Below are 17,945 nucleotides of genomic sequence, written 5' to 3'. Positions count from 1 at the left end.
TACGAAAATACTCAAGAATCGTCCGACAAGATGACCGAAGAAACCGTTCTGGAAGCGCGCCGGTCGCTGGTTCGGCTGAACGCTTCAGACATTCCGTTGAATGCATCGCTCGAGTGGCCGATCGTCGCCGCCGACGGCGCGCTGCTGTTCGATGCGGGCGACGCCATACAGGACGCCGCCGCGCGCGATTTCATGTTTCGGCACTTCGAGCCGCATCGCGTGGTTCGGGAGCCGGCGCCGAACGTTCCCCGGAACGAAGCGGACGAGGAGCGGCCGCCGACCTTCGAAGATATCGGTCTTTCCATCGGCGCACGTGTCGGCTTGCGCGGCACCGGCGGCACCGGGTCCGCCATGTACGCGAGCCGCGTGATCGGTTTTTCGGCTCCGCGCCGCAACGGCGAGCGGTCGTTGTTCGTGACGCAACCGCTGATGGCGGGCTTCGATCCGCTGGAGCTCGCGATCGGCGAGCAGGTCGATCTGGTCGCGCTCACGGGTCGTGGCGTGTTCCGCTTTGCCTGCACGGTCGATGCGACCTGTCGCGAGCCATTCAACTATGTGGTGCTGTCGGCGCCGGGCGCGATCCGCAAGCTGCGCACGCGCAAATTCGCTCGCATGCCCACGCGCCTTGCCGCGCATTTTTCCGCCGATGGCAAAGAGGGTGCGGTCCGGCAACTGGGCCGCGTGAGCGACATCAGTCCTTACGGCATGTCGCTGACGGTCGCACAACCGAGCGCGCGCGTGGGCGATCGCCTGAATCTCTCGTTTCAATTCAGTACAGATGGCGTCGACGTCAGGATCGACACCATCGCGATCGTGCGCCACGTCGGCACGCCGGACTCCGCCGATCACAGTGCGGCTTACGGGCTCGAGTTCGAATCGCTCGAGCCGTCGCAGCGTATCGCGCTGAAGTCATTCATGGCGGAGCAAAGCTAGCTAGGATCTAAGCGGGCCCGTCAGGCTGCGGGCGAAGGGTGACGCGGCTCAGGTTCCCGGAAAACCATCCGGAAAGAGCCGTTCGACTGCCGCTTCGAAATGCTGGATCGGCGCGGCGCCGCGCAAGGCGATCGGCGGCGGCGGTTCCTGGCCCGGCGCCGCTTCGCGCGACAGCACCGCGAACGGCACGCCGCTCACGCCCAGCTTCTTCGCGAATTCCTCGTCTTCGATCACGAGATCGGTGTAGGTGCCGTCATCGAGCGCCTCTTCGAGCAGCTCGGGATCGACGCCGCACGTCGCCGCGATGTCGAGCAGCGCATCGGTATCGCCGATGTCGATGCCTTCCTCGAAGTACGCCTTGAAGATCGCGCGATGCACGGCATCGAAGCGGCCGGACTCGCGCGCGAACATCGCCGTCTCGAAGGCCTTGCGGCTGCGCGGCGCGACGGGCGGCAGACGCATCGACACGCCGCGCTCTTGCGCGAGCGGGCGGACCGAGTTTTCCCAGGAGTCGAGGATCTTTTCGCTATTGGGATCGAGCAGGGGCGTCGGTTCGGGACGCAGCTCGAACGCGTGCCAGCGGATCTCGACCGCATCGCCGTAGGCGTTGCGGAATTGATCGAGCACGGGCGTCTCCAGATAGCAGAACGGGCAGACGAAGTCCGACCAGACGTCGATATACAGAACAGACGTGGATGCCATGTAAGCCTCAAAAGCGAACGGCGCGCAAGCGCCGTTGAACGAGATTCGGCGAACGCCGCGAGCGGGCGGCGACCGCAAACCGGTATGTTAGCGCGAGCTGCCTCCGGATGCGCGGCGCCGACTTCAGCGCCCTCATTGACGTGGCGTCAGAAGCCGCCCTCGATTTCGATCCTGCTGCCGTCGAAGAAGCGCGACAGACGAAACGCACGCGGATCGACGATGGGGGCATCGTGCGCGACGAGGTCCGCCATCAGCCTGCCCGCGCCCGGACCGATGCCGAAACCGTGGCCCGAGAAACCCGTCGCGATGAACAGCCCCGGTATGCGGTCGACGCCGGAGATGACCGGCACGGCATCGGGCGTCACGTCGATGTAGCCGGCCCACGCCTGTTCCACACGCAATCGGGCGAGCGCCGGGAAGATCGAGCGGAACTCGGCGAGCGCGGCCTCGTTGAAAGCTTGGTTGGGCGCGGGGTCGAGCGTGCGCACCGTCTCGAAGACGGTCGGCTGGTCGAGCGGCCAGCGCCGCTGCCGCCGCAGCTCCTCGAAGAAGCGCGCGTTCAGACCGAGCTTGATCGAACCGATCTGGCTCTTGAGCGCGGGCAGGAATCTGGCGAAGAGGCGAAAGCTGTCCGGTGTGAGGTCGTGGTAGCTGTGAAACGCGTTGGCGATGGTATAGCCGCCGTCGAGCTGCTTGCGATAACCCATTTCCTGATTGCAGGCGCTCACATCGGGGCCGTTTTCGACGGGCGAAGTGCGCATGACGGACGAGCGCACCATGAGCTGCGGTACGTCGACGCCGAGATTGCCCGCGAAGTATCGCGTCCATGCGCCGCCCGCGACGACCACGCTCGCGCAGCCGATGCGCCCGTACTCGGTGACCACGCCGCTCGCCGCGCCGCCGCTCGTCTCGATGCCCCGCACCGCGCAGGGCGTCAGCACTTTCACGCCGCGTTCGCGGAGTGCGGCGGCCATCGCGGGGACGGCGCGTTGCGGCTCCGCGCGGCCGTCGCTGGGCGTGTAGATGCCGCCCGCGAAGCGCCGCGTGGAGCCCGGCATCAGCGCGGCGGTCTCGTCCGGCGAGACGATGCGCGAATCGAGCGCGTCGCGGCCCACGAGCGCCACCGCGCGGTCGAGCCATGCTTCGTGATCGCCGAGCGCTTTGGCGTCGTCGGCGGCGTAAAGGATGCCGCACTCCCGAAACCCGGAGTCGATGCCGAGCTCCGCATCGATGCTCCGCCAGAGCTTCAGACTTTCCAGGCTCAGTCCGAGCTCGCGCAAGTCGCGATGCGTGGCGCGGCACCAGCCCCAGTTGCGGCTCGACTGCTCGCCGGCGACGTGGCCTTTTTCGCATACGGCGACGGAGAGGCCTTTTTCGGCGAGCGCACGCGCCGTGCTGATGCCGATGACGCCGCCGCCCACGATGACCACGTCGACGTGTTCCGGGAGCGTGCGGTCGTCGGGGATGCGTTCGGTGGGTGGGCCCATCTTATGTCGCGCTCCTGAGGACGGTTGCGGCGAGTTTGGTGGATTGCGTCGCGAGCGCGTGGTCTACATGACGGGTCAGGTCATAGTCGGCTGTCACGCGAGCATCACATAGCGTTCTCAGACTTTTGCCGATGGCCAGCGACTGCGCGTACTCCTTATTGCGCCGATCGATCATCGGGCGACTCAATTGCGCGATCAGTTGTTCATGACGGCCGCGCGCATGCCCCACTGTGCCTGGAACGGGCAGCTGCTGGTGAAAAGCGTGCGCCGCGTGGAACGCACCGTAATACGCGCGGCTGCAAACGGCGCGGAACTGAGGTTCGTTAACCGCGTTGCGAAGCAGCGCAGTCGCGCATTCGATAAATTCCTGTGCCGTGCTGCTCATGCATGGACTCCCGCGAAGTGAACGTCGAACGCAACGTCCATCACGTTATCCGCCTCGACGTCTTCCAGCACGAGTTCGAAGTTCATGTCGTGCGCCTGTTCGAACGAAACGGGCACGTTCAACAGGTACGTGACGCCACGAAAGACGCCTTCCTCGGAGGTCACGTGCGGCACGACCGAGGCCCGCAAACGATGCCGCCGCAGCACTGATCCCGCAGTGTCGAGATGCCGCGCGATCCGCTCGTCTGCGAAATGTGCGGCGATCAGAATCGAATCCGCCTCCATCACCCGTCGCGTCATTTCATCGTCCCATTCGAAGCCTGTCGCACGCGCGCGTTTGATCAATTGCGCCGTGCGCCCGATCGCCCCTGCAAGCACGCCATACTGAGCGATTGCCATGAAATCCGCAGTCTGCGGCTCCGTGAGCTCGCGATAGATCTCTTGCGCCGCCGAAAACAACCCAAGATTCAACCGCGTGATCATCCAGTTCTCGCGGCTCACGTCCGACTGCCCGAGCGCCCTGCTGTTCCTGAACGCGGCCTCAGCACCCTCGATGTCGCCTTCGAGCCCGCGCCACGAGCCCATCAGTTCCCACGCGGCGCACGCGTCCACGCGCATCAATTGATCGATCTCGTGCCGGATCGCGCGCCATTCGCGCGAGAGCGGGGTGATCCCGGACGCGTCGATGAAGCGAGGCGACGCGGCTTGCAGCGCGTTGATGCGATCGACGATCTGATGAGTCTTCGGTTGCGGTATTGCGTTCATTTCTTTTTGCCGGTGATACGTAAAGCGATGAACCCGCGACGACCCATGCGTTATCGCGCATCGGTCAAATCGACGGGTGAAGGCATGCTAAGTGAATCGTTCGCTTTTGACCATACGAATGAAATTGCTTTCCTGCAGCAATCACTTCGCAGCACACCTCGGTTCGCTGGAAACCCGCGCCAGGCAAGGCGTTCCGGCCGGCATAGGCCGAGTGTCATAAGCCGATTCGCAGGCCCGCTGCGCGCGCTCGCGCGATCCGCTACGATGCAGAACGACGCTCCCGCCGAAACCGTTCAGGCTATTGAATCGAGCCGGCATCGCGTCGAACCGCAACCGTCATCGTGCGCGCCCGGCCAGGCATGGCGCGTGCGGCTCGCCAGAGCATGCGCGCCTCGCGCGTCAGATTCGCGCGAGGCCGTTCATCGCAATTCCAACTCATCTTCGGGAGAACTCTCGTGCAAAAGACAGCATCGGCAAAATGGAGCGGCGGCATCAAGGACGGCAAGGGTTTCATCTCGACGCAGACCGGCGTGCTCAACGAAGCGCCCTATGGCTTCAAGTCGCGCTTCGAGGAAGGTCCGGGCACGAATCCGGAAGAGCTGATCGGCGCGGCGCACGCGGGCTGCTTCACGATGGCGCTCTCGCTGCAACTCGAACTGGCGGGCATGAAGGCCGAGAGCCTCGAAACGAAATCGACGGTCACGCTCGACAAGGACGGCGACGGCTTCACGATCACCGCATGTCAGCTCGATTTGAAGGCGAAGATTCCCGGCGCGGACAAGGCCGCCTTCGACAAGGCCGCGCAGGCGGCGAAGGAAGGCTGTCCGGTGTCGAAGCTCTTCGCCGGCAACACGAAGATCACGCTGAACGCGGAACTGGTCTCCTGAGCGCGCATCTCGCGCGATCAGGCAACGCGGACGGGCGCATCACCCGTCCGCGTTTTTTTGACGCGTGAGGTCCTCGATCACGAGCCGCGCCGGCGCCGGCAGCGCCACGCCTTTTCGCGTCACGACGCCGTACGGCTCCGTCCGCGAGCGCACCGCGATGGCGAGCCGTCTCGCGAGCCCGTGCCCGGCGAGGAACGTCGCCATGTCGAGCGGCATCATCGCGACGAGCGTCGGATCGCGTTGCAGGAGCAGGACGGTCGTGATGGTGGAGGCCGTCTCGATCGGATGCAGGGGCAGCGGCAGGCCCGCTTCCTTGAACTCGCGCTCGTAGAGGCTGCGGATCGGCATGATGCTCGGATAGACGATCCATCGGCTCGACGCGAGTTCGGCCAGTTCGACGCGCGGCGCATCGACGAGCGCATGCGCGACGCCCGCAACGATCGCAAGCGGCTCGTCGCGCAACTCGACGTAGTGATAGTGATCGGGCTGCCGCGCGACGCTCGCCCGGCAGATCGCGACATCGAGCCGTCCCTGATCGAGCAGCGCCAGAAGCCGCGCGCTCGTGTCCTCCACCACCTCGACCGTCAGCGCCGGCTGCCGCTCGCGCAGCCGGGCGAGCGCATCGACGAGCACGCCCGACACCGCGCCCGTGATCGCGCCGATCGCGAGCCGTCCGCCCGTGCCTTGCAATATCCCCGCCATCTCCTCGCGCAAGTGCGCGACGTCCATGTGAATCAGCCGCGCATAGCGGATCACGCAGCGACCGAGCTCGTTCGGCTGGATGCCTTGCGCGGAACGCGTGAAAAGCGTCGCCCCCAGCGTGGCTTCGATCTCGCGCAGCGCCTTGGTCGCGCCGGGTTGCGTGAGCGCCATCTCGTCGGCGGCGCGATGCAGCGAGCCGTGATCGTCGAGCGCGATGAGAAGACGCAGTTGCTTGAGCCGCAGGCGCGCGGCGATCGAATCGGCATTCGGCAGCATGAGCAGACAGACGCGTGAAGCGGAAATGAGGGAGAACACGAAGATAACCGAAAGTTATCGCCCTCGGCGCAGCTTTCATTATTCAAGCGCGAACGCGTTGTCTACATTGTGGGCTTCCGTCCAACCGTTAAGGAAACACCGACTTATGAAGCTGCTGCGATACGGCGCGCCCGGCCACGAAAAACCCGGCCTTCTCGATTCCACCGGCGCGATTCGCGACCTCTCCGGCGTCATCGGCGATATCGCGGGCGATGCGCTCCTGCCCGAATCGCTCGCGCGCCTCGCGAAGCTCGATCCGTCGACGCTGCCGGCCGTGCCCGCCGGCGAGCGCATCGGGCCGTGCGTCGGGCGTATCGGCAAGTTCATCTGCATCGGCCTGAACTATGCCGATCACGCGGCGGAATCGAATCTGCCGGTGCCGGGCGAGCCGGTCGTGTTCAACAAGTGGCTTTCGGCGGTGGTCGGCCCGAACGACGACGTGCGTATTCCGCGCGGCTCGAAAAAGACCGACTGGGAAGTCGAGCTGGGCGTGGTGATCGGCAAGGGCGGCGCGTATATCGACGAAGCCGACGCGATGAGCCACGTCGCCGGCTATTGCGTGATCAACGACGTGTCCGAGCGCGAGTATCAGATCGAGCGCGGCGGTACCTGGGACAAGGGCAAGGGCTGCGACACCTTCGGCCCGATCGGCCCGTGGCTCGTCACCGCCGACGAAGTGCCCGATCCGCACAAGCTGCCGCTCTGGCTCGAGGTGGACGGCAAGCGCTATCAGAACGGCAACACCAGCACGATGGTCTTCAAGGTCGGCGAGATCGTCTCGTACCTGAGCCGCTTCATGAGCCTGCAGCCCGGCGATGTCATCTCGACGGGCACGCCGCCGGGCGTCGGCATGGGGCAGAAGCCCGAGCCGGTGTATCTGCGCGCGGGGCAGGTGATGCGCCTCGGCATCGAAGGGTTGGGCGAACAACAACAACGCACGGTTGACGCATGAACAAATACGATTTCACGAATCGCGCCGCCGTCGTAACCGGCGGCGCGCAGGGCATCGGCTTTGCGGTGGCGGAGCGCCTGCTCGAAGGCGGCGCGCGCGTCGCGCTGTGGGACCGCGACGAGGCGGCGCTGGCATCCGCGCGCGCGTCGCTTGCCAAGACAGGCGACGTGGACACCGTGCTCGTCGACCTGACCGATCGCGATGCGGTCGCGCAAGCCGCGTCCGGCACGCTTGCGCGCTTCGAAAAGATTGACGTGCTCGTGCACAGCGCGGGCATCGCGGGCGCGAACGCGACGGTCGCCGATTACGCGCCGGACGAATGGGCGCGCGTGATCGACGTCGATCTGAACGCGGCCTTCCACGTGAACCAGGCGGTCGTCAGGACGATGATCGCGCGCGGCTACGGACGCATCGTCAATATCGCGTCGATCGCGGGCAAGGAAGGCAATCCCAACGCCTCGGCGTACAGCGCGGCGAAGGCGGGCGTGATCGCGCTGACCAAGAGCCTCGGCAAGGAGACGGCCGGACTCGACATCGCGGTGAACGCCGTGACGCCCGCCGCCGCGCGCACGAAGATCTTCGAGCAGATGAAGCAGGAGCACATCGACTACATGCTGTCGAAGATTCCGCGCGGGCGCTTCGTCGAAGTGAAGGAGATCGCGGCGATGGTCGCGTGGCTCGCGTCGTCGGAGAACTCGTTCACGACCGGCGCGGTGTTCGATCTTTCAGGAGGGCGCGCGACTTACTGACAAGCGCCAGCCGGGCGAAGCAATAGCAACTAAAGCCATGCATGGGATCGAAGCGGTCGCCGAGCCGCCTGCTTCGAACGACCAGGAGACAAACAACGTGAATGCCGATTCCCTCGCCGCCCCGCGCGATGCGACGCACGAAGACGCCCAGATTTACCGCAAGGTGTTCTGGCGCTTCGTGCCGCTCTTCGTCGCGTGCTTCGTGTTTTCGTATCTCGACCGCATCAACATCAGCTTCGCGAAGCTGCAGATGCAGAGCGAACTCGGCTTCTCCGATGCGATGTACGGCTTCGGCGCGAGCGTGTTCTTCGTCGGCTATTTCCTGTTCGAGGTGCCGAGCAACGTGATCCTGCACCGCGTCGGCGCGAAGCGCTGGATCGCGCGCATCATGATCACGTGGGGCATCGCATCGGCGTGCATGATGTTCGTGCACACCGAGACATGGTTCTACGCGTTGCGCTTCCTGATCGGCGCGCTCGAGGCGGGCTTCGTGCCGGGCGCGCTGTACTTCTTCACGAAGTGGTTTCCCTCGTCGCGGCGCGGGCGCATCAATTCGTTCTTCATGGCGTCGATCGCGCTGTGCGGCATCATCGGCAGCCCGTTGTCGGGCGCGATCATGAAGTTCTGCGACGGTCTCAACGGCATGCCCGGCTGGCAATGGCTCTTTCTGCTAGAAGGCATTCCCTCGGTGGTGCTCGGGCTCGTCGTGCTCGCGTTCGTCGATGACGAAATCGATCATGCGAAATGGCTCGACGCCGGCGAGAAGCGCGCGCTGAAGGAGCAGCTCGCGCGCGACCCCAAAGTCGGCGAGGTGCACTCGCTGAGGGCCGCGTTCAGCGAGCCCGTCACGCTCGTGATGGCGCTCATCTATCTCTTCCTCGCGATGGGCATCTACGGCCTCGTCTTCTGGATGCCGCAGCTCGTGAAGACCGCGGGCACGAGCGATCCGTTCATGATCGGCCTGATTTCGATGCTGCCTTACGCCGTCGCGGGCATCGGCATGATCCTGATCGGCAAGAACTCGGACCGCACCGGCGAGCGCCGCTGGCACCTGGGCGCGTGCGCGCTCGCGGGCGCGGCGGGCTACGTGCTGTGCGGCCTGTTCCCCGGGAACACCGTGATGCTCGTGATCGGCCTCACGATTGCGGCGACCGGCATCATCACCTCGCTCGGCCTGTTCTGGATCCTGCCGACGCGCTTTCTCACCGGCATCGCTGCCGCGAGCGGCATCGCGCTCATCAATTCGGTGGGGCAGTTCGGCGGCATCATCAGCCCGTACCTGGTCGGCAAGGTGAAGACCATGACCGGCAGCGCGACGCCCGGCCTCTATGCGATCGCGTTCGCGTGCCTGCTCGGCGCGATGCTGATCGTGTGGGGTCTGCCGCGCCGGCTCTACTTCAGGGAAAGCGGCAGCGAGTGACGGGCGCTCGCGCCCCGGCCGTCGTTCCGGGCGGCCCAGGGACGCGTACATCTCCTCGGGCGGCGTTTTCGCTATCATGCCGTTGGTCTGCGGCCGTTTGTCACGGCACTTTCTTCGCACGCCCGGCGCGCGAGCAGGTCCGACGCATTCGGCGCAGTCGCGGCCACAGCGCGCGGACGCATCGCATGAGCCGACGATCCCATTCCCCGATCCGCCCGGAGCGCCGATGAAATTCAAGCTGGACTGGACCTTCGTTTCCCCCATTCTCGCGCTCGTCGTGTTCGCCGCGACCGCGCTCATCCAGAGCGACGTGCTGATCGTGCTCGCGGCCATCGCACTCGCGTTCGCCGTGTTCGCGGCCGTGCATCACGCGGAAGTGGTCGCGCATCGCGTGGGCGAGCCGTTCGGCACGCTGGTGCTGGCGGTCGCGGTCACCGTGATCGAGGTCGCACTGATCGTCTCGGTGATGCTCTCCGGCGGTCCCGAGAAAGCGGGCCTGCCGCGCGATACCGTGTTCGCCGCGATCATGATCTGCAACTGCGGCATCGTCGGCCTGTGTCTTCTGATCGGCGGCTTGCGGCATCACGTGCAGGACTTTCAGCTGCAAGGGGCGAGCGCCGCGCTCGCGATGCTTTGCGCGCTGTCCGTCCTCACAATGGTTTTGCCGAATTTCACGAGCACGGTCGTGGGTCCGGCGTTTTCCACGTCGCAACTGATCTTCGTCGGCGTGATCTCGCTCGTGCTGTACGTGACGTTCGTGTTCGTGCAGACGATTCGCCATCGCGACTACTTCCTGCCATTCACGCCGCCGGTCGCGGCCGGCGCGCAGGAGGAGGAAGACGCGCCGCACGCGCCGCCGCCGAGCAACGGGGAAGCGTGGACCGCGCTCGGGTTCCTGCTGCTGTCGCTGATCGCGGTGGTGGGGCTTGCCAAGCTGCTGTCGCCGACGGTCGAGGCGGGCGTGGCGGCCGCGGGCGCGCCCGAAGCCGTGGTCGGGGTGGTGATCGCCGCGCTCGTGCTCCTGCCCGAAGGGCTCGCGGCGCTGCGCGCGGCGCGCCTGAATCGCCTGCAGACGAGCCTGAATCTCGCGCTCGGTTCGGCGCTCGCGAGCATCGGGCTGACCATTCCGGCGGTGGCGGTCGTGTCGATCGTCATGGGCCAGCCAATCTCGCTCGGCCTCGCACCCAAGGAAATCGTGATGCTCGCGCTCACGCTGCTGGTGTCCGTCATCACGCTCGGCACCGGCCGCTCGACGGTGCTGCAAGGCGTCGTGCATCTGGTCATCTTCGCGGCTTTCCTGTTCCTTTCGGTCGTGCCCTGACGGGCATCGTGCGCTCGACGGTGCGGTTTTGTTACCATTTACCGTTTTTCGCGCGCTGGCGCGCGACGTCTCGCTGTTTCACCGAAAGTCCCGAAGGAAAAGCATGTCATTCAAGAAGTCCGCATCGTTTGCCCTGAGTGCGATCGTCGCTGCACTCGCCGCCGTTTCGTTCTCCGCACACGCAAAAGAGATCACGCAAATCCGCTTTGCCGTCGATCCGTCCTATCCGCCGTTCGAGTCCAAGCAGGCCGACGGCAAGCTCGCCGGCTTCGATATCGACCTCGGCAACGCGCTGTGCGCGCAGATGAAGGTCAAGTGCGTCTGGGTCGAGAACAATTTCGACGGCATGATTCCCGGCCTGAAGGCCCGCAAGTTCGACGCCGTGCTCTCCGACATGGGCATCACTGACGAGCGCCTGAAGCAGATCGATTTCACCGATCCGCTCTACGACACGCACGCGCAACTCGTCGCGCGCGCCGGCTCGGGCATCCTGCCGACGCCGCAGGCGCTGAAGGGCAAGCGCGTCGGCGTGGAGCAGGGCACGGTGCAGGAGCGCTACGCGAAGGTGAAGTGGGAGCCGCAGGGCGTGACGGTCGTCCCGTACGGCGATCAGGAGCAGGTCGAGGCGGACCTCGTCGCCGGCCGCATCGACGCGATGTTCACCGACGCCGCGCAAGCCGCCATCGGCTTTCTGAAGAAGCCGCAGGGCAAGCCGTTCGCGCTCGTCGGGACGATCGTCGAGGACCGCGCAATCATCGGTCCGGGCACGGCCATCGGCCTGCGCAAGGGCGACGCCGATCTGAAGAACGGCCTGAACCAGGCGTTTGCCGAGATCAAGAAGAACGGCACGTTCAAGCGCATCATGGCGAAGTACTTCGAGACCGACATCTCGATCCAGTGATCGCCGTTCTCATGCGCGCTTTCGCGCGCTGACGCATTCGACCGGAAAGGCATCGCTCGCGGTGCCTTTCTTTTTTGACGACAGATTTTCGAAGGATTCACGCCGATGCAGGCATACAGCCACCCGCTCGTCGGTGCATCGCTCGGCACCGGGCGCGCGATCACGAGCTACCGGTTCGGCCCGGACGACGGCGATGCGTCGCCCAAGGTGTACATCCAGGCGTCGCTGCACGCGGACGAACTGCCGGGCATGGTCGTCGCGTGGTATCTGAAGCGGCGGTTCGCCGAGCTGGAGGCTGCGGGGCGGCTCGCGGCGCGCATCGTCCTCGTGCCGCTCGCCAATCCGGCCGGGCTCAATCAGCACTGGTTCGGCGCCCAGATGGGCCGCTTCGAGATGCACTCCGGGCAGGACTTCAACCGCCGCTTTCCCGAGCTCGGTCCCGAACTGGCGATGCGGCTCAAGAAGCATCTCACCGACGACGAGACGCACAACGCACGGCTGATTCGCGCGGCGCTGCGTGAAGCGCTCACGGCGCGCCAACCGGCGAGCGAGCTTGCGTCGCAGCGCATCGAGCTGATGAAGCTCGCATGCGACGCCGATCTCGTCATCGACCTGCATTGCGACTGGGAAGCCGTCGCGCATCTCTACACGACGCCCGAGGCGTGGCCCGCGATCGAGCCGCTCGCGCGCTATCTCGGCAGCGAGGCGCAATTGCTCGCGGACGTGTCGGGCGGCGAGCCGTTCGACGAGGCGTGCGCGTCGGCGTGGCGCTATCTGCGCGGCGCGTTCGGGGATCGCCATCCGATTCCGCCGGGCGTCATGCCGGTCACGCTGGAACTGCGCGGCGTGCGCGACGTGTCGCACGAGACCGCGTCGCGCGACGCACAGGCGATCGTCGATTATCTGACGCACGCCGGCATGATCGCGGGCGAGGCACCGGAGCCGCCGCCGCTGCGTCATCCCGCGACGCCGCTCGCCGGATGCGAGTACGTCCACGCGCCGCTGTCGGGCGTGATCCTGCATCGGCGCGGGATCGGCGAGACGGTGCGCGCGGGCGAGACGATCGCCGAAGTGCTCGATCCGCTCGAGGACCGGCTGGCGCCGCTCGTCGCGCAAACCGGCGGCGTGCTGTACGCGCGGCACTGGACGCGCTTCGCGACTGCGGGAATGCTGGTCGCGCGCATCGCGGGCGAGGGCGCGGCGCGCACGGGCGAGCTGCTCGTGCCCTAGAAGCGCGGCGCCGGGTACGATAGATTCGAGTCGACCCAGTCATTTCGCGCGGCGGCATTGCCCGATGCCGCCGCTCACCGGACGGAGAACAAAAAACATGCTGAAGAACATCGATCCCCTGCTCAACGCCGACATCCTGCACGCCCTCTGCGCGATGGGCCACGGCGACGAAGTCGTGATCTGCGACGCCAATTTTCCCGGCGACTCGGTCGCGCGCCAGACCCTCCTCGGCCGCCTGCTGCGCCTCGACGGCGCGAGTGCGCCGCGCGCCGTGCAAGCGGTGCTGTCGGTGCTGCCGCTCGATACTTTCGTCGATCATCCCGCCGAGCGCATGGAGGTCGTCGGCGATGCGAGCGCGTTGCCCGCCGTTCAGCGCGAGGCGCAGCGCGAAGTCGATGCCGCCGAGGGACGTTCGGTGCCGTTCGCTTCGGTCGAGCGTTTCGCGTTCTACGAACGGGCGAAAAAGGCCTACTGCGTCATCGCGACGGGCGAAACGCGCGGCTACGGCTGCTTCATCTTCAAGAAAGGCGTGCAGTTGGCGCCTGACGCGCCGCAGAAAAATTGACCGATGAACCTAGGGAATACCCTGTTGTTTTTAAGAAATTGTTGCAATGCAGCGCGATCGGCGTATAGTTAGGGTTATCACCTAATTACTTACCCTGAGAGGCGCTCATGAAAACCACCGCTCAACAGTCCTTGCTCGTTTCGTTCGGTTCCTGGCTGCGCGCGGCAAAGGCGACGGTGCGTCGCGAGTGGAATCACGCACTGGCCCTGCATCTGCAAAACTGCGAAATCCTGGTCGAAGCCTATCGCCGCAAGTAAGCGACCAGCGTAGCAATCCGGTCTGGAGCATCGAGACAATGCCCCGCAAGCCTATGGCTTGCGGGGCATTGTCGCTTCGAGTCAACCCTGCGATGCGTGCATCAGCCACGCGGCGATGTCCCGTACGACCGGAGCCCAATCTCCCTCTGTTTTCTGCCGCAGCACGGTAACGCCTTCGATCCACGGCGTTGACCTTCCTTCGCTGCCCCAACGCCAGTCGCCCGAGGTATTCACGGCCACGCAGGCGGACTTGCCCATGAACGCCGCCAGATTGGCGACGCCCGAATCCACCGAGACGACGGCGTCGAGCTGATCGATGCACGCGGCGGTGTCGTCGAAGTGGAATACTCCGGGCGAATAGCGGGCAACGTCGCCAGCGGGCACGCCGGCGGTCGATTCGAGCAGAGGATGATGCAAATTCACGAATTGCACCTGCTTTGCCACGGCCGGATCGAGGACGAGCTGATCGATCAGGTCCAGCGGGATGCTGCGACGCGCGGCCCAGCAACGCATGGTGCTTCCGAATTCCGTGTGGTGGCGCTGTTCGCAATCCCAGAACAGGCCGACCAGTTTCTTGTCCGGATGCTGCGCGCGAAGCTGCCGTGACCATTCGACCGCGGCCTGCCGCTTGCCGGCGGGCGGACGCATGTACGGACGGAACCGATAGGGCGGCGCGCCTTCCCGATTGGCCAGAATCGGCGCGAAGAGCAGTGTCGCCTGAAAGTCGGGCGCAAATGCGGCGACTTCGGCGCGAATGTCCTCGGGAAGCGGTCCGCCCATTTCCAGCGGACGTTTCGTCCAGATCACCGAAACATCCGGAAGTGATGCCTGCATGAGCGCGTGGATCTGCTGATCGCAGGTGAGCATGAGCGTGGCGCCGGCCGCGTGAAAGTCCGCCAGGGACGCGGCCAGCAGAAACTGATCGCCGTAGCCCAGCTGATGCGTGATCAGCACACGCTTGCCGCGCAGATCCTGCTCGCCGGACCACACGGGAATGCCGATGGCCCGATAGCTCCCGCCCGCGCCGGAATCCTCGTTGCGCATCGTCCAGAACCGGAACCCCCTGCCGTCGCCGCGCTTGAGCAGCGCTTCGCCAAGGAGATGAGTGGCCTTCGTGAGCACCGCGGGATTCGATGCCGAAGCAATGTGCCTTGCCTCGTCGAGCAGCGCAACGGCCCGTTCCAGATCGCCCGCCATCATCAGGCTGTAGCCGAGCTTGATCTGGAACATGGCGGGCAACCATGGCAGCGAACGCTCCTGCATCAGGAACGTGGCCGCTTCGGCGTGTCGGCCGGCCAGGTTCAGCGCGTCCGTTCGCAAGCCGGCGAACTCCGGATCATGCGGCTCGAGTGCGAGTCCATGCTCCGTCCACGGCAGCACGGCGTCCTCGCGTTGCAGCGCGACGAGCATCCGGCAAATCTCGCGGATGACCGGCACGCTGTGCGGCTCGTGTTCGTGACGATCCTGAGCGTCCCGCAGATGGTTCAGCAAGTCGTCGTTCATCGGGTACGGGTTGACACGGGCTTGTGCGAAAAGAGGATGGCATCGGCGAATCTGCATTGATCCACGCAGATATCGAGCGCGCGCGCGGCCAGTTCGGGATGAAGCGAATCTGCTGCACAAACCGTTACATTGGGCAGATCCACCATTGAATCATGAAACATTGATGTGGCCAGGGACGATCCGACGGACTGGAGTTTAAACCGCCCGGCGTCGGCGGAACGCGTCATTTCATGTCACTTAATAAAACTAAACATTTCGCGTCCTGACACGCGCGCTGCACCGATAACGCGTCCGACTCCCGAATTCTCCGCGACTTGACATGCAACCAAATGGTTGCATAATGTCACTCATGGATGACGATTCGGTTTTCCGCGCCCTCGCGGACGCGAGCCGCAGGCAGTTGCTCGACCGGCTTCACGCAGAAAACGGCCAGACGCTCGGGGAACTGTGCGACGGCCTGCGCATGACGCGTCAGGCCGTGTCGAAGCATCTGGCCGTACTCGAGGCCGCCAATCTCGTGTCGACACAGCGCCATGGCCGCGAGAAACGCCATTTCCTCAATCCGGTGCCGATCCACGAGATCGCGCAACGCTGGATCAGCAAGTTCGAGCGTCCGCGCCTGGACGCTCTGGCCGACCTGAAACGCACGCTCGAAGGAGACGATCATGACTAGCCCGACCGGCAACACCTTTGTCTACGTCACGTACATTCGCACGACGCCCGAGAAACTGTGGGCCGCGCTGACGAAGCCGGAATTCGTGAAGCAATATTGGTTCGGCATGCATCAGGAGTCGGACTGGAAGACGGGTTCGGCGTGGAAGATGCTGTTTTCCGATGGACGCGTCGCGGACGCGGGCGAAGTGCTCGAAGCCGAGCCGGGCAAGCGCCTCGTGCTGAAATGGCGCAACGAATTTCGCGAAGACCTGAAGGACGAAGGCTGGTCGCGCTGCACGTACGAGATCGAAGCGATCGACGAAGCCGTCAAGCTCACGGTCACGCATGTAAGCGACGGCAAGAAGTTCATCGAGGCCGTGTCCGGCGGCTGGCCAAAGATCCTGTCGAATCTCAAGTCGCTGCTGGAGACGGGACAGCCGGTGATGACGACGAAGCCGTAGAGACGTCCCGCGGAACGCAAAACGGCGCGCATCCTCGCAGGAGCGCGCCGTTTGGCTCAAACGATCCAGCCGAAGGTCAGATCGCCCAGCCGCCGAGATAGAACACGGCGAGCACCACCGCGATCGCCACCGTGCCGACATTCAGCTTGCGCCATTCGCCCGCGAAGAGGCGGCCGATCACGAGCGTGCAGAAGCCGAGCATGATGCCCGTCACGATGTTCGCCGAGAGCACGATGTACACGGCGCAGACGAGGCCGGACATCGTATCGACGGTATCCTCGAAATGCAGCTTGCTGACGTTGCCGAGCATCAGCAGGCCGACGTACATCAGCGCGGGCGCCGTCGCGTAGGAAGGCACGAGCGCGGCGAGCGGCGAGAGGAACATCACCGCGAGGAAGAGCACGCCGACCACGCTTGCCGCGAGGCCCGTCTTCGCGCCCGCCGCCACGCCCACCGACGATTCGATATACGCCGCAGCCGGCGCGCCGCCGAAGCAGGCCGAGAAGATCGAGCTCAGCGAGTCGGCGGTCAGCGCGCGGCCGCCGTTGACGATGCGGCCGTTCTTGTCGATCTGGCCCGCCTGGCCGGCCACGGCGCGGATCGTGCCGGTCGCGTCGAACACGGCGGTCATGACGAGCGCCAGCACGCTCGGCAGCACGGCCATCGAGAGCGCGCCCTTGATGTCCATCGCGCCGATCAGCGACGCATGGCCCGGCGCCGACAGCGCCGGCCACGCGAATACGCCGTGAAAGCGCACGGACGGATCGAAGATGAGGCCGATCGCCGACAGGCCGACTACCACGAGCAGGATGCCGCCCGGCACGCGACGGCGCTCGAGGCCGAAGATCGCTGCAAGGCCCGCCACCGACATCAGCACGGGAAACGCCGTGATGTGTCCGAGCGATACCGGCATGCCGGGCGCGGGATTCTTGATGATGAGGCCGACGTCGTTCGACGCGATCAGAAGCAGGAACAGGCCGATGCCGATGCCCGTGCCGTGCGCGACGCCCGTCGGCAGATTGCGCAGGATCCACGAACGCACGCCGGTGACGGAGATCGCCGTGAACACGATGCCCATCAGGAACACCGCGCCGAGCGCGATGGCGGGCGTGAGCCCCTTGCCGAGCACGAGGCCGAAGGCGGTAAACGCGGTGAGCGAAATCGCGCAGCCGATCGCGATCGGCAATCGCGCCCAGACGCCCATCAGAAGCGAGCCGAATGCGGTCGTGAGGCACACGGCGACGAACACGGCGCTCGTGTCGAAGCCCGCCTTGCCGAGCATGCCCGGCACGACGAAGACGGAGTAGACCATCGCGAGAAACGTCGTGATGCCCGCGACGACTTCGCGCTTCTCGGTGCTGCCGGTTCTTGAAATGCCGAAGTAGCGATCGAGAAAGCCGCCTCTGGCGGTCTGAACGCTTTCTTCCCGTTCCTTGGGGGTGATGTCGATGTCGCCAAGCTGCTGGGCGGGGGATTCCAACATGAGCTGCTCCTTTATCAGCACGCTGAAACGGAATACCGTGCGCCGCGCATCAGCAAGCCGGGCACTGCGGGTCCGTCGTCAGGGTCGTCTCGTATCTCGATGTAGTTCTGGATGATGCCGAGTGACGGGCGTTGGCGGCTGCACTCGGTCAGGACAGAGACTAGGGGAACAGAACGCGGGGTCCAATCCCATGAAAAACATGCCGGTCATGCCGAGGGGCTTATATGCCGCGAATCCCGCATGGGACGGGGTTCGTGCAAGACCGGAAGAGGGC

General features: G+C 65.2%; 19 protein-coding genes. 12 read left to right on the top strand and 7 right to left on the bottom strand.

Annotation, left to right across the window (positions count from 1 at the left end):
- Positions 1-30 precede the first annotated feature (30 nt).
- Positions 31-933, top strand: a complete 903-nt coding sequence (locus AWB83_RS04045; protein ID WP_087042964.1) for a flagellar brake protein — start codon at positions 31-33, stop codon at positions 931-933.
- A gap of 48 nt (positions 934-981) precedes the next feature.
- Here AWB83_RS04045 and AWB83_RS04040 read toward each other — a convergent pair whose 3' ends face one another.
- The 4 genes from AWB83_RS04040 to AWB83_RS04025 all read right to left on the bottom strand — a co-directional run bounded on the left by AWB83_RS04040 (position 982) and on the right by AWB83_RS04025 (position 4,271).
- Entirely contained in the window at positions 982-1,635 is a 654-nt protein-coding gene (locus tag AWB83_RS04040; protein ID WP_087042963.1) for a DsbA family oxidoreductase, read from the bottom strand.
- Positions 1,636-1,781: 146 nt separating this feature from the next.
- Positions 1,782-3,122 (bottom strand): NAD(P)/FAD-dependent oxidoreductase, encoded by a 1,341-nt coding sequence (locus AWB83_RS04035; protein WP_087042962.1) that lies wholly within the window; start codon positions 3,120-3,122, stop codon positions 1,782-1,784.
- Between the two features lies 1 nt (position 3,123).
- The gene (locus tag AWB83_RS04030; protein WP_087042961.1) at positions 3,124-3,507 is read right to left on the bottom strand and encodes a HEPN domain-containing protein; all 384 of its coding nucleotides are present in this window, start codon (positions 3,505-3,507) and stop codon (positions 3,124-3,126) included.
- Positions 3,504-4,271 carry a hypothetical protein gene (locus AWB83_RS04025; RefSeq protein WP_087042960.1) on the bottom strand — a complete coding sequence of 256 codons (768 nt, stop codon included), beginning with the start codon at positions 4,269-4,271 and terminating at the stop codon, positions 3,504-3,506. The genes AWB83_RS04030 and AWB83_RS04025 overlap by 4 nt, the downstream gene beginning before the upstream one ends.
- A 455-nt stretch (positions 4,272-4,726) precedes the next feature.
- Here AWB83_RS04025 and AWB83_RS04020 point away from each other — a divergent pair, with 455 nt between their 5' ends.
- On the top strand, positions 4,727-5,158 hold the full coding sequence (locus AWB83_RS04020) for an OsmC family protein (protein WP_087043139.1): 432 nt from the start codon (positions 4,727-4,729) through the stop codon (positions 5,156-5,158).
- 39 nt (positions 5,159-5,197) lie between these two features.
- Here the strand turns inward: AWB83_RS04020 and AWB83_RS04015 are convergent, their stop codons facing one another.
- On the bottom strand, positions 5,198-6,136 hold the full coding sequence (locus AWB83_RS04015) for a LysR family transcriptional regulator (protein ID WP_087042959.1): 939 nt from the start codon (positions 6,134-6,136) through the stop codon (positions 5,198-5,200).
- 145 nt (positions 6,137-6,281) lie between these two features.
- Here AWB83_RS04015 and AWB83_RS04010 point away from each other — a divergent pair, with 145 nt between their 5' ends.
- The 8 genes from AWB83_RS04010 to AWB83_RS36410 all read left to right on the top strand — a co-directional run bounded on the left by AWB83_RS04010 (position 6,282) and on the right by AWB83_RS36410 (position 13,570).
- Positions 6,282-7,127, top strand: a complete 846-nt coding sequence (locus AWB83_RS04010) for a fumarylacetoacetate hydrolase family protein (RefSeq protein ID WP_087042958.1) — start codon at positions 6,282-6,284, stop codon at positions 7,125-7,127.
- On the top strand, positions 7,124-7,876 hold the full coding sequence (locus AWB83_RS04005; protein WP_087042957.1) for an SDR family oxidoreductase: 753 nt from the start codon (positions 7,124-7,126) through the stop codon (positions 7,874-7,876). Before AWB83_RS04010 ends, AWB83_RS04005 begins: the two co-directional genes overlap by 4 nt.
- A 97-nt stretch (positions 7,877-7,973) precedes the next feature.
- Positions 7,974-9,296: an MFS transporter gene (locus AWB83_RS04000; RefSeq protein WP_087043138.1), complete on the top strand. Its 1,323-nt coding sequence runs from the start codon at positions 7,974-7,976 to the stop codon at positions 9,294-9,296.
- A 226-nt stretch (positions 9,297-9,522) separates the two neighbouring features.
- Entirely contained in the window at positions 9,523-10,617 is a 1,095-nt protein-coding gene (locus tag AWB83_RS03995) for a calcium:cation antiporter (protein ID WP_087043137.1), read from the top strand.
- 103 nt (positions 10,618-10,720) lie between these two features.
- Positions 10,721-11,518 carry an ABC transporter substrate-binding protein gene (locus AWB83_RS03990; protein ID WP_087042956.1) on the top strand — a complete coding sequence of 266 codons (798 nt, stop codon included), beginning with the start codon at positions 10,721-10,723 and terminating at the stop codon, positions 11,516-11,518.
- A gap of 105 nt (positions 11,519-11,623) precedes the next feature.
- Positions 11,624-12,748: a succinylglutamate desuccinylase/aspartoacylase family protein gene (locus tag AWB83_RS03985; protein ID WP_087042955.1), complete on the top strand. Its 1,125-nt coding sequence runs from the start codon at positions 11,624-11,626 to the stop codon at positions 12,746-12,748.
- A 97-nt stretch (positions 12,749-12,845) separates the two neighbouring features.
- Positions 12,846-13,313 carry an RbsD/FucU family protein gene (locus tag AWB83_RS03980; RefSeq protein WP_087043136.1) on the top strand — a complete coding sequence of 156 codons (468 nt, stop codon included), beginning with the start codon at positions 12,846-12,848 and terminating at the stop codon, positions 13,311-13,313.
- Positions 13,314-13,420: 107 nt separating this feature from the next.
- Complete coding sequence (locus AWB83_RS36410) at positions 13,421-13,570, top strand: hypothetical protein (protein WP_159463008.1); 150 nt, start codon at positions 13,421-13,423, stop codon at positions 13,568-13,570.
- An 81-nt stretch (positions 13,571-13,651) separates the two neighbouring features.
- On the opposite strand, the gene AWB83_RS03975 is transcribed toward AWB83_RS36410, so the two are convergent.
- Positions 13,652-15,073: a glycosyltransferase family protein gene (locus AWB83_RS03975; RefSeq protein ID WP_087042954.1), complete on the bottom strand. Its 1,422-nt coding sequence runs from the start codon at positions 15,071-15,073 to the stop codon at positions 13,652-13,654.
- Between the two features lie 349 nt (positions 15,074-15,422).
- Here AWB83_RS03975 and AWB83_RS03970 point away from each other — a divergent pair, with 349 nt between their 5' ends.
- On the top strand, positions 15,423-15,746 hold the full coding sequence (locus AWB83_RS03970) for an ArsR/SmtB family transcription factor (RefSeq protein ID WP_087042953.1): 324 nt from the start codon (positions 15,423-15,425) through the stop codon (positions 15,744-15,746).
- Complete coding sequence (locus tag AWB83_RS03965; RefSeq protein ID WP_087042952.1) at positions 15,739-16,188, top strand: SRPBCC family protein; 450 nt, start codon at positions 15,739-15,741, stop codon at positions 16,186-16,188. Before AWB83_RS03970 ends, AWB83_RS03965 begins: the two co-directional genes overlap by 8 nt.
- 76 nt (positions 16,189-16,264) lie before the next feature.
- On the opposite strand, the gene AWB83_RS03960 is transcribed toward AWB83_RS03965, so the two are convergent.
- On the bottom strand, positions 16,265-17,671 hold the full coding sequence (locus AWB83_RS03960; protein WP_087042951.1) for an NCS2 family permease: 1,407 nt from the start codon (positions 17,669-17,671) through the stop codon (positions 16,265-16,267).
- Positions 17,672-17,945 lie beyond the last annotated feature (274 nt).

The sequence above is a fragment of the Caballeronia ptereochthonis genome (assembly GCF_001545075.1).
Classification (GTDB): Bacteria; Pseudomonadota; Gammaproteobacteria; order Burkholderiales; family Burkholderiaceae; genus Caballeronia; species Caballeronia ptereochthonis.
This window is presented reverse-complemented; position numbering and strand designations above follow the sequence as displayed.

What these genes read in the sequence shown, in the direction of transcription:
- AWB83_RS04045 (WP_087042964.1), top strand. Translation starts at nt 31, where the DNA reads ATGACCGAAGAAACCGTTCTGGAAGCGCGCCGGTCGCTGGTTCGGCTG.
- AWB83_RS04040 (WP_087042963.1), bottom strand. Translation starts at nt 1,635, where the DNA reads ATGGCATCCACGTCTGTTCTGTATATCGACGTCTGGTCGGACTTCGTC.
- AWB83_RS04035 (WP_087042962.1), bottom strand. Translation starts at nt 3,122, where the DNA reads ATGGGCCCACCCACCGAACGCATCCCCGACGACCGCACGCTCCCGGAA.
- AWB83_RS04030 (WP_087042961.1), bottom strand. Translation starts at nt 3,507, where the DNA reads ATGAGCAGCACGGCACAGGAATTTATCGAATGCGCGACTGCGCTGCTT.
- AWB83_RS04025 (WP_087042960.1), bottom strand. Translation starts at nt 4,271, where the DNA reads ATGAACGCAATACCGCAACCGAAGACTCATCAGATCGTCGATCGCATC.
- AWB83_RS04015 (WP_087042959.1), bottom strand. Translation starts at nt 6,136, where the DNA reads ATGCTGCCGAATGCCGATTCGATCGCCGCGCGCCTGCGGCTCAAGCAA.
- AWB83_RS04010 (WP_087042958.1), top strand. Translation starts at nt 6,282, where the DNA reads ATGAAGCTGCTGCGATACGGCGCGCCCGGCCACGAAAAACCCGGCCTT.
- AWB83_RS04005 (WP_087042957.1), top strand. Translation starts at nt 7,124, where the DNA reads ATGAACAAATACGATTTCACGAATCGCGCCGCCGTCGTAACCGGCGGC.
- AWB83_RS03995 (WP_087043137.1), top strand. Translation starts at nt 9,523, where the DNA reads ATGAAATTCAAGCTGGACTGGACCTTCGTTTCCCCCATTCTCGCGCTC.
- AWB83_RS03990 (WP_087042956.1), top strand. Translation starts at nt 10,721, where the DNA reads ATGTCATTCAAGAAGTCCGCATCGTTTGCCCTGAGTGCGATCGTCGCT.
- AWB83_RS03985 (WP_087042955.1), top strand. Translation starts at nt 11,624, where the DNA reads ATGCAGGCATACAGCCACCCGCTCGTCGGTGCATCGCTCGGCACCGGG.
- AWB83_RS03980 (WP_087043136.1), top strand. Translation starts at nt 12,846, where the DNA reads ATGCTGAAGAACATCGATCCCCTGCTCAACGCCGACATCCTGCACGCC.
- AWB83_RS36410 (WP_159463008.1), top strand. Translation starts at nt 13,421, where the DNA reads ATGAAAACCACCGCTCAACAGTCCTTGCTCGTTTCGTTCGGTTCCTGG.
- AWB83_RS03975 (WP_087042954.1), bottom strand. Translation starts at nt 15,073, where the DNA reads ATGAACGACGACTTGCTGAACCATCTGCGGGACGCTCAGGATCGTCAC.
- AWB83_RS03970 (WP_087042953.1), top strand. Translation starts at nt 15,423, where the DNA reads ATGGATGACGATTCGGTTTTCCGCGCCCTCGCGGACGCGAGCCGCAGG.
- AWB83_RS03965 (WP_087042952.1), top strand. Translation starts at nt 15,739, where the DNA reads ATGACTAGCCCGACCGGCAACACCTTTGTCTACGTCACGTACATTCGC.
- AWB83_RS03960 (WP_087042951.1), bottom strand. Translation starts at nt 17,671, where the DNA reads ATGTTGGAATCCCCCGCCCAGCAGCTTGGCGACATCGACATCACCCCC.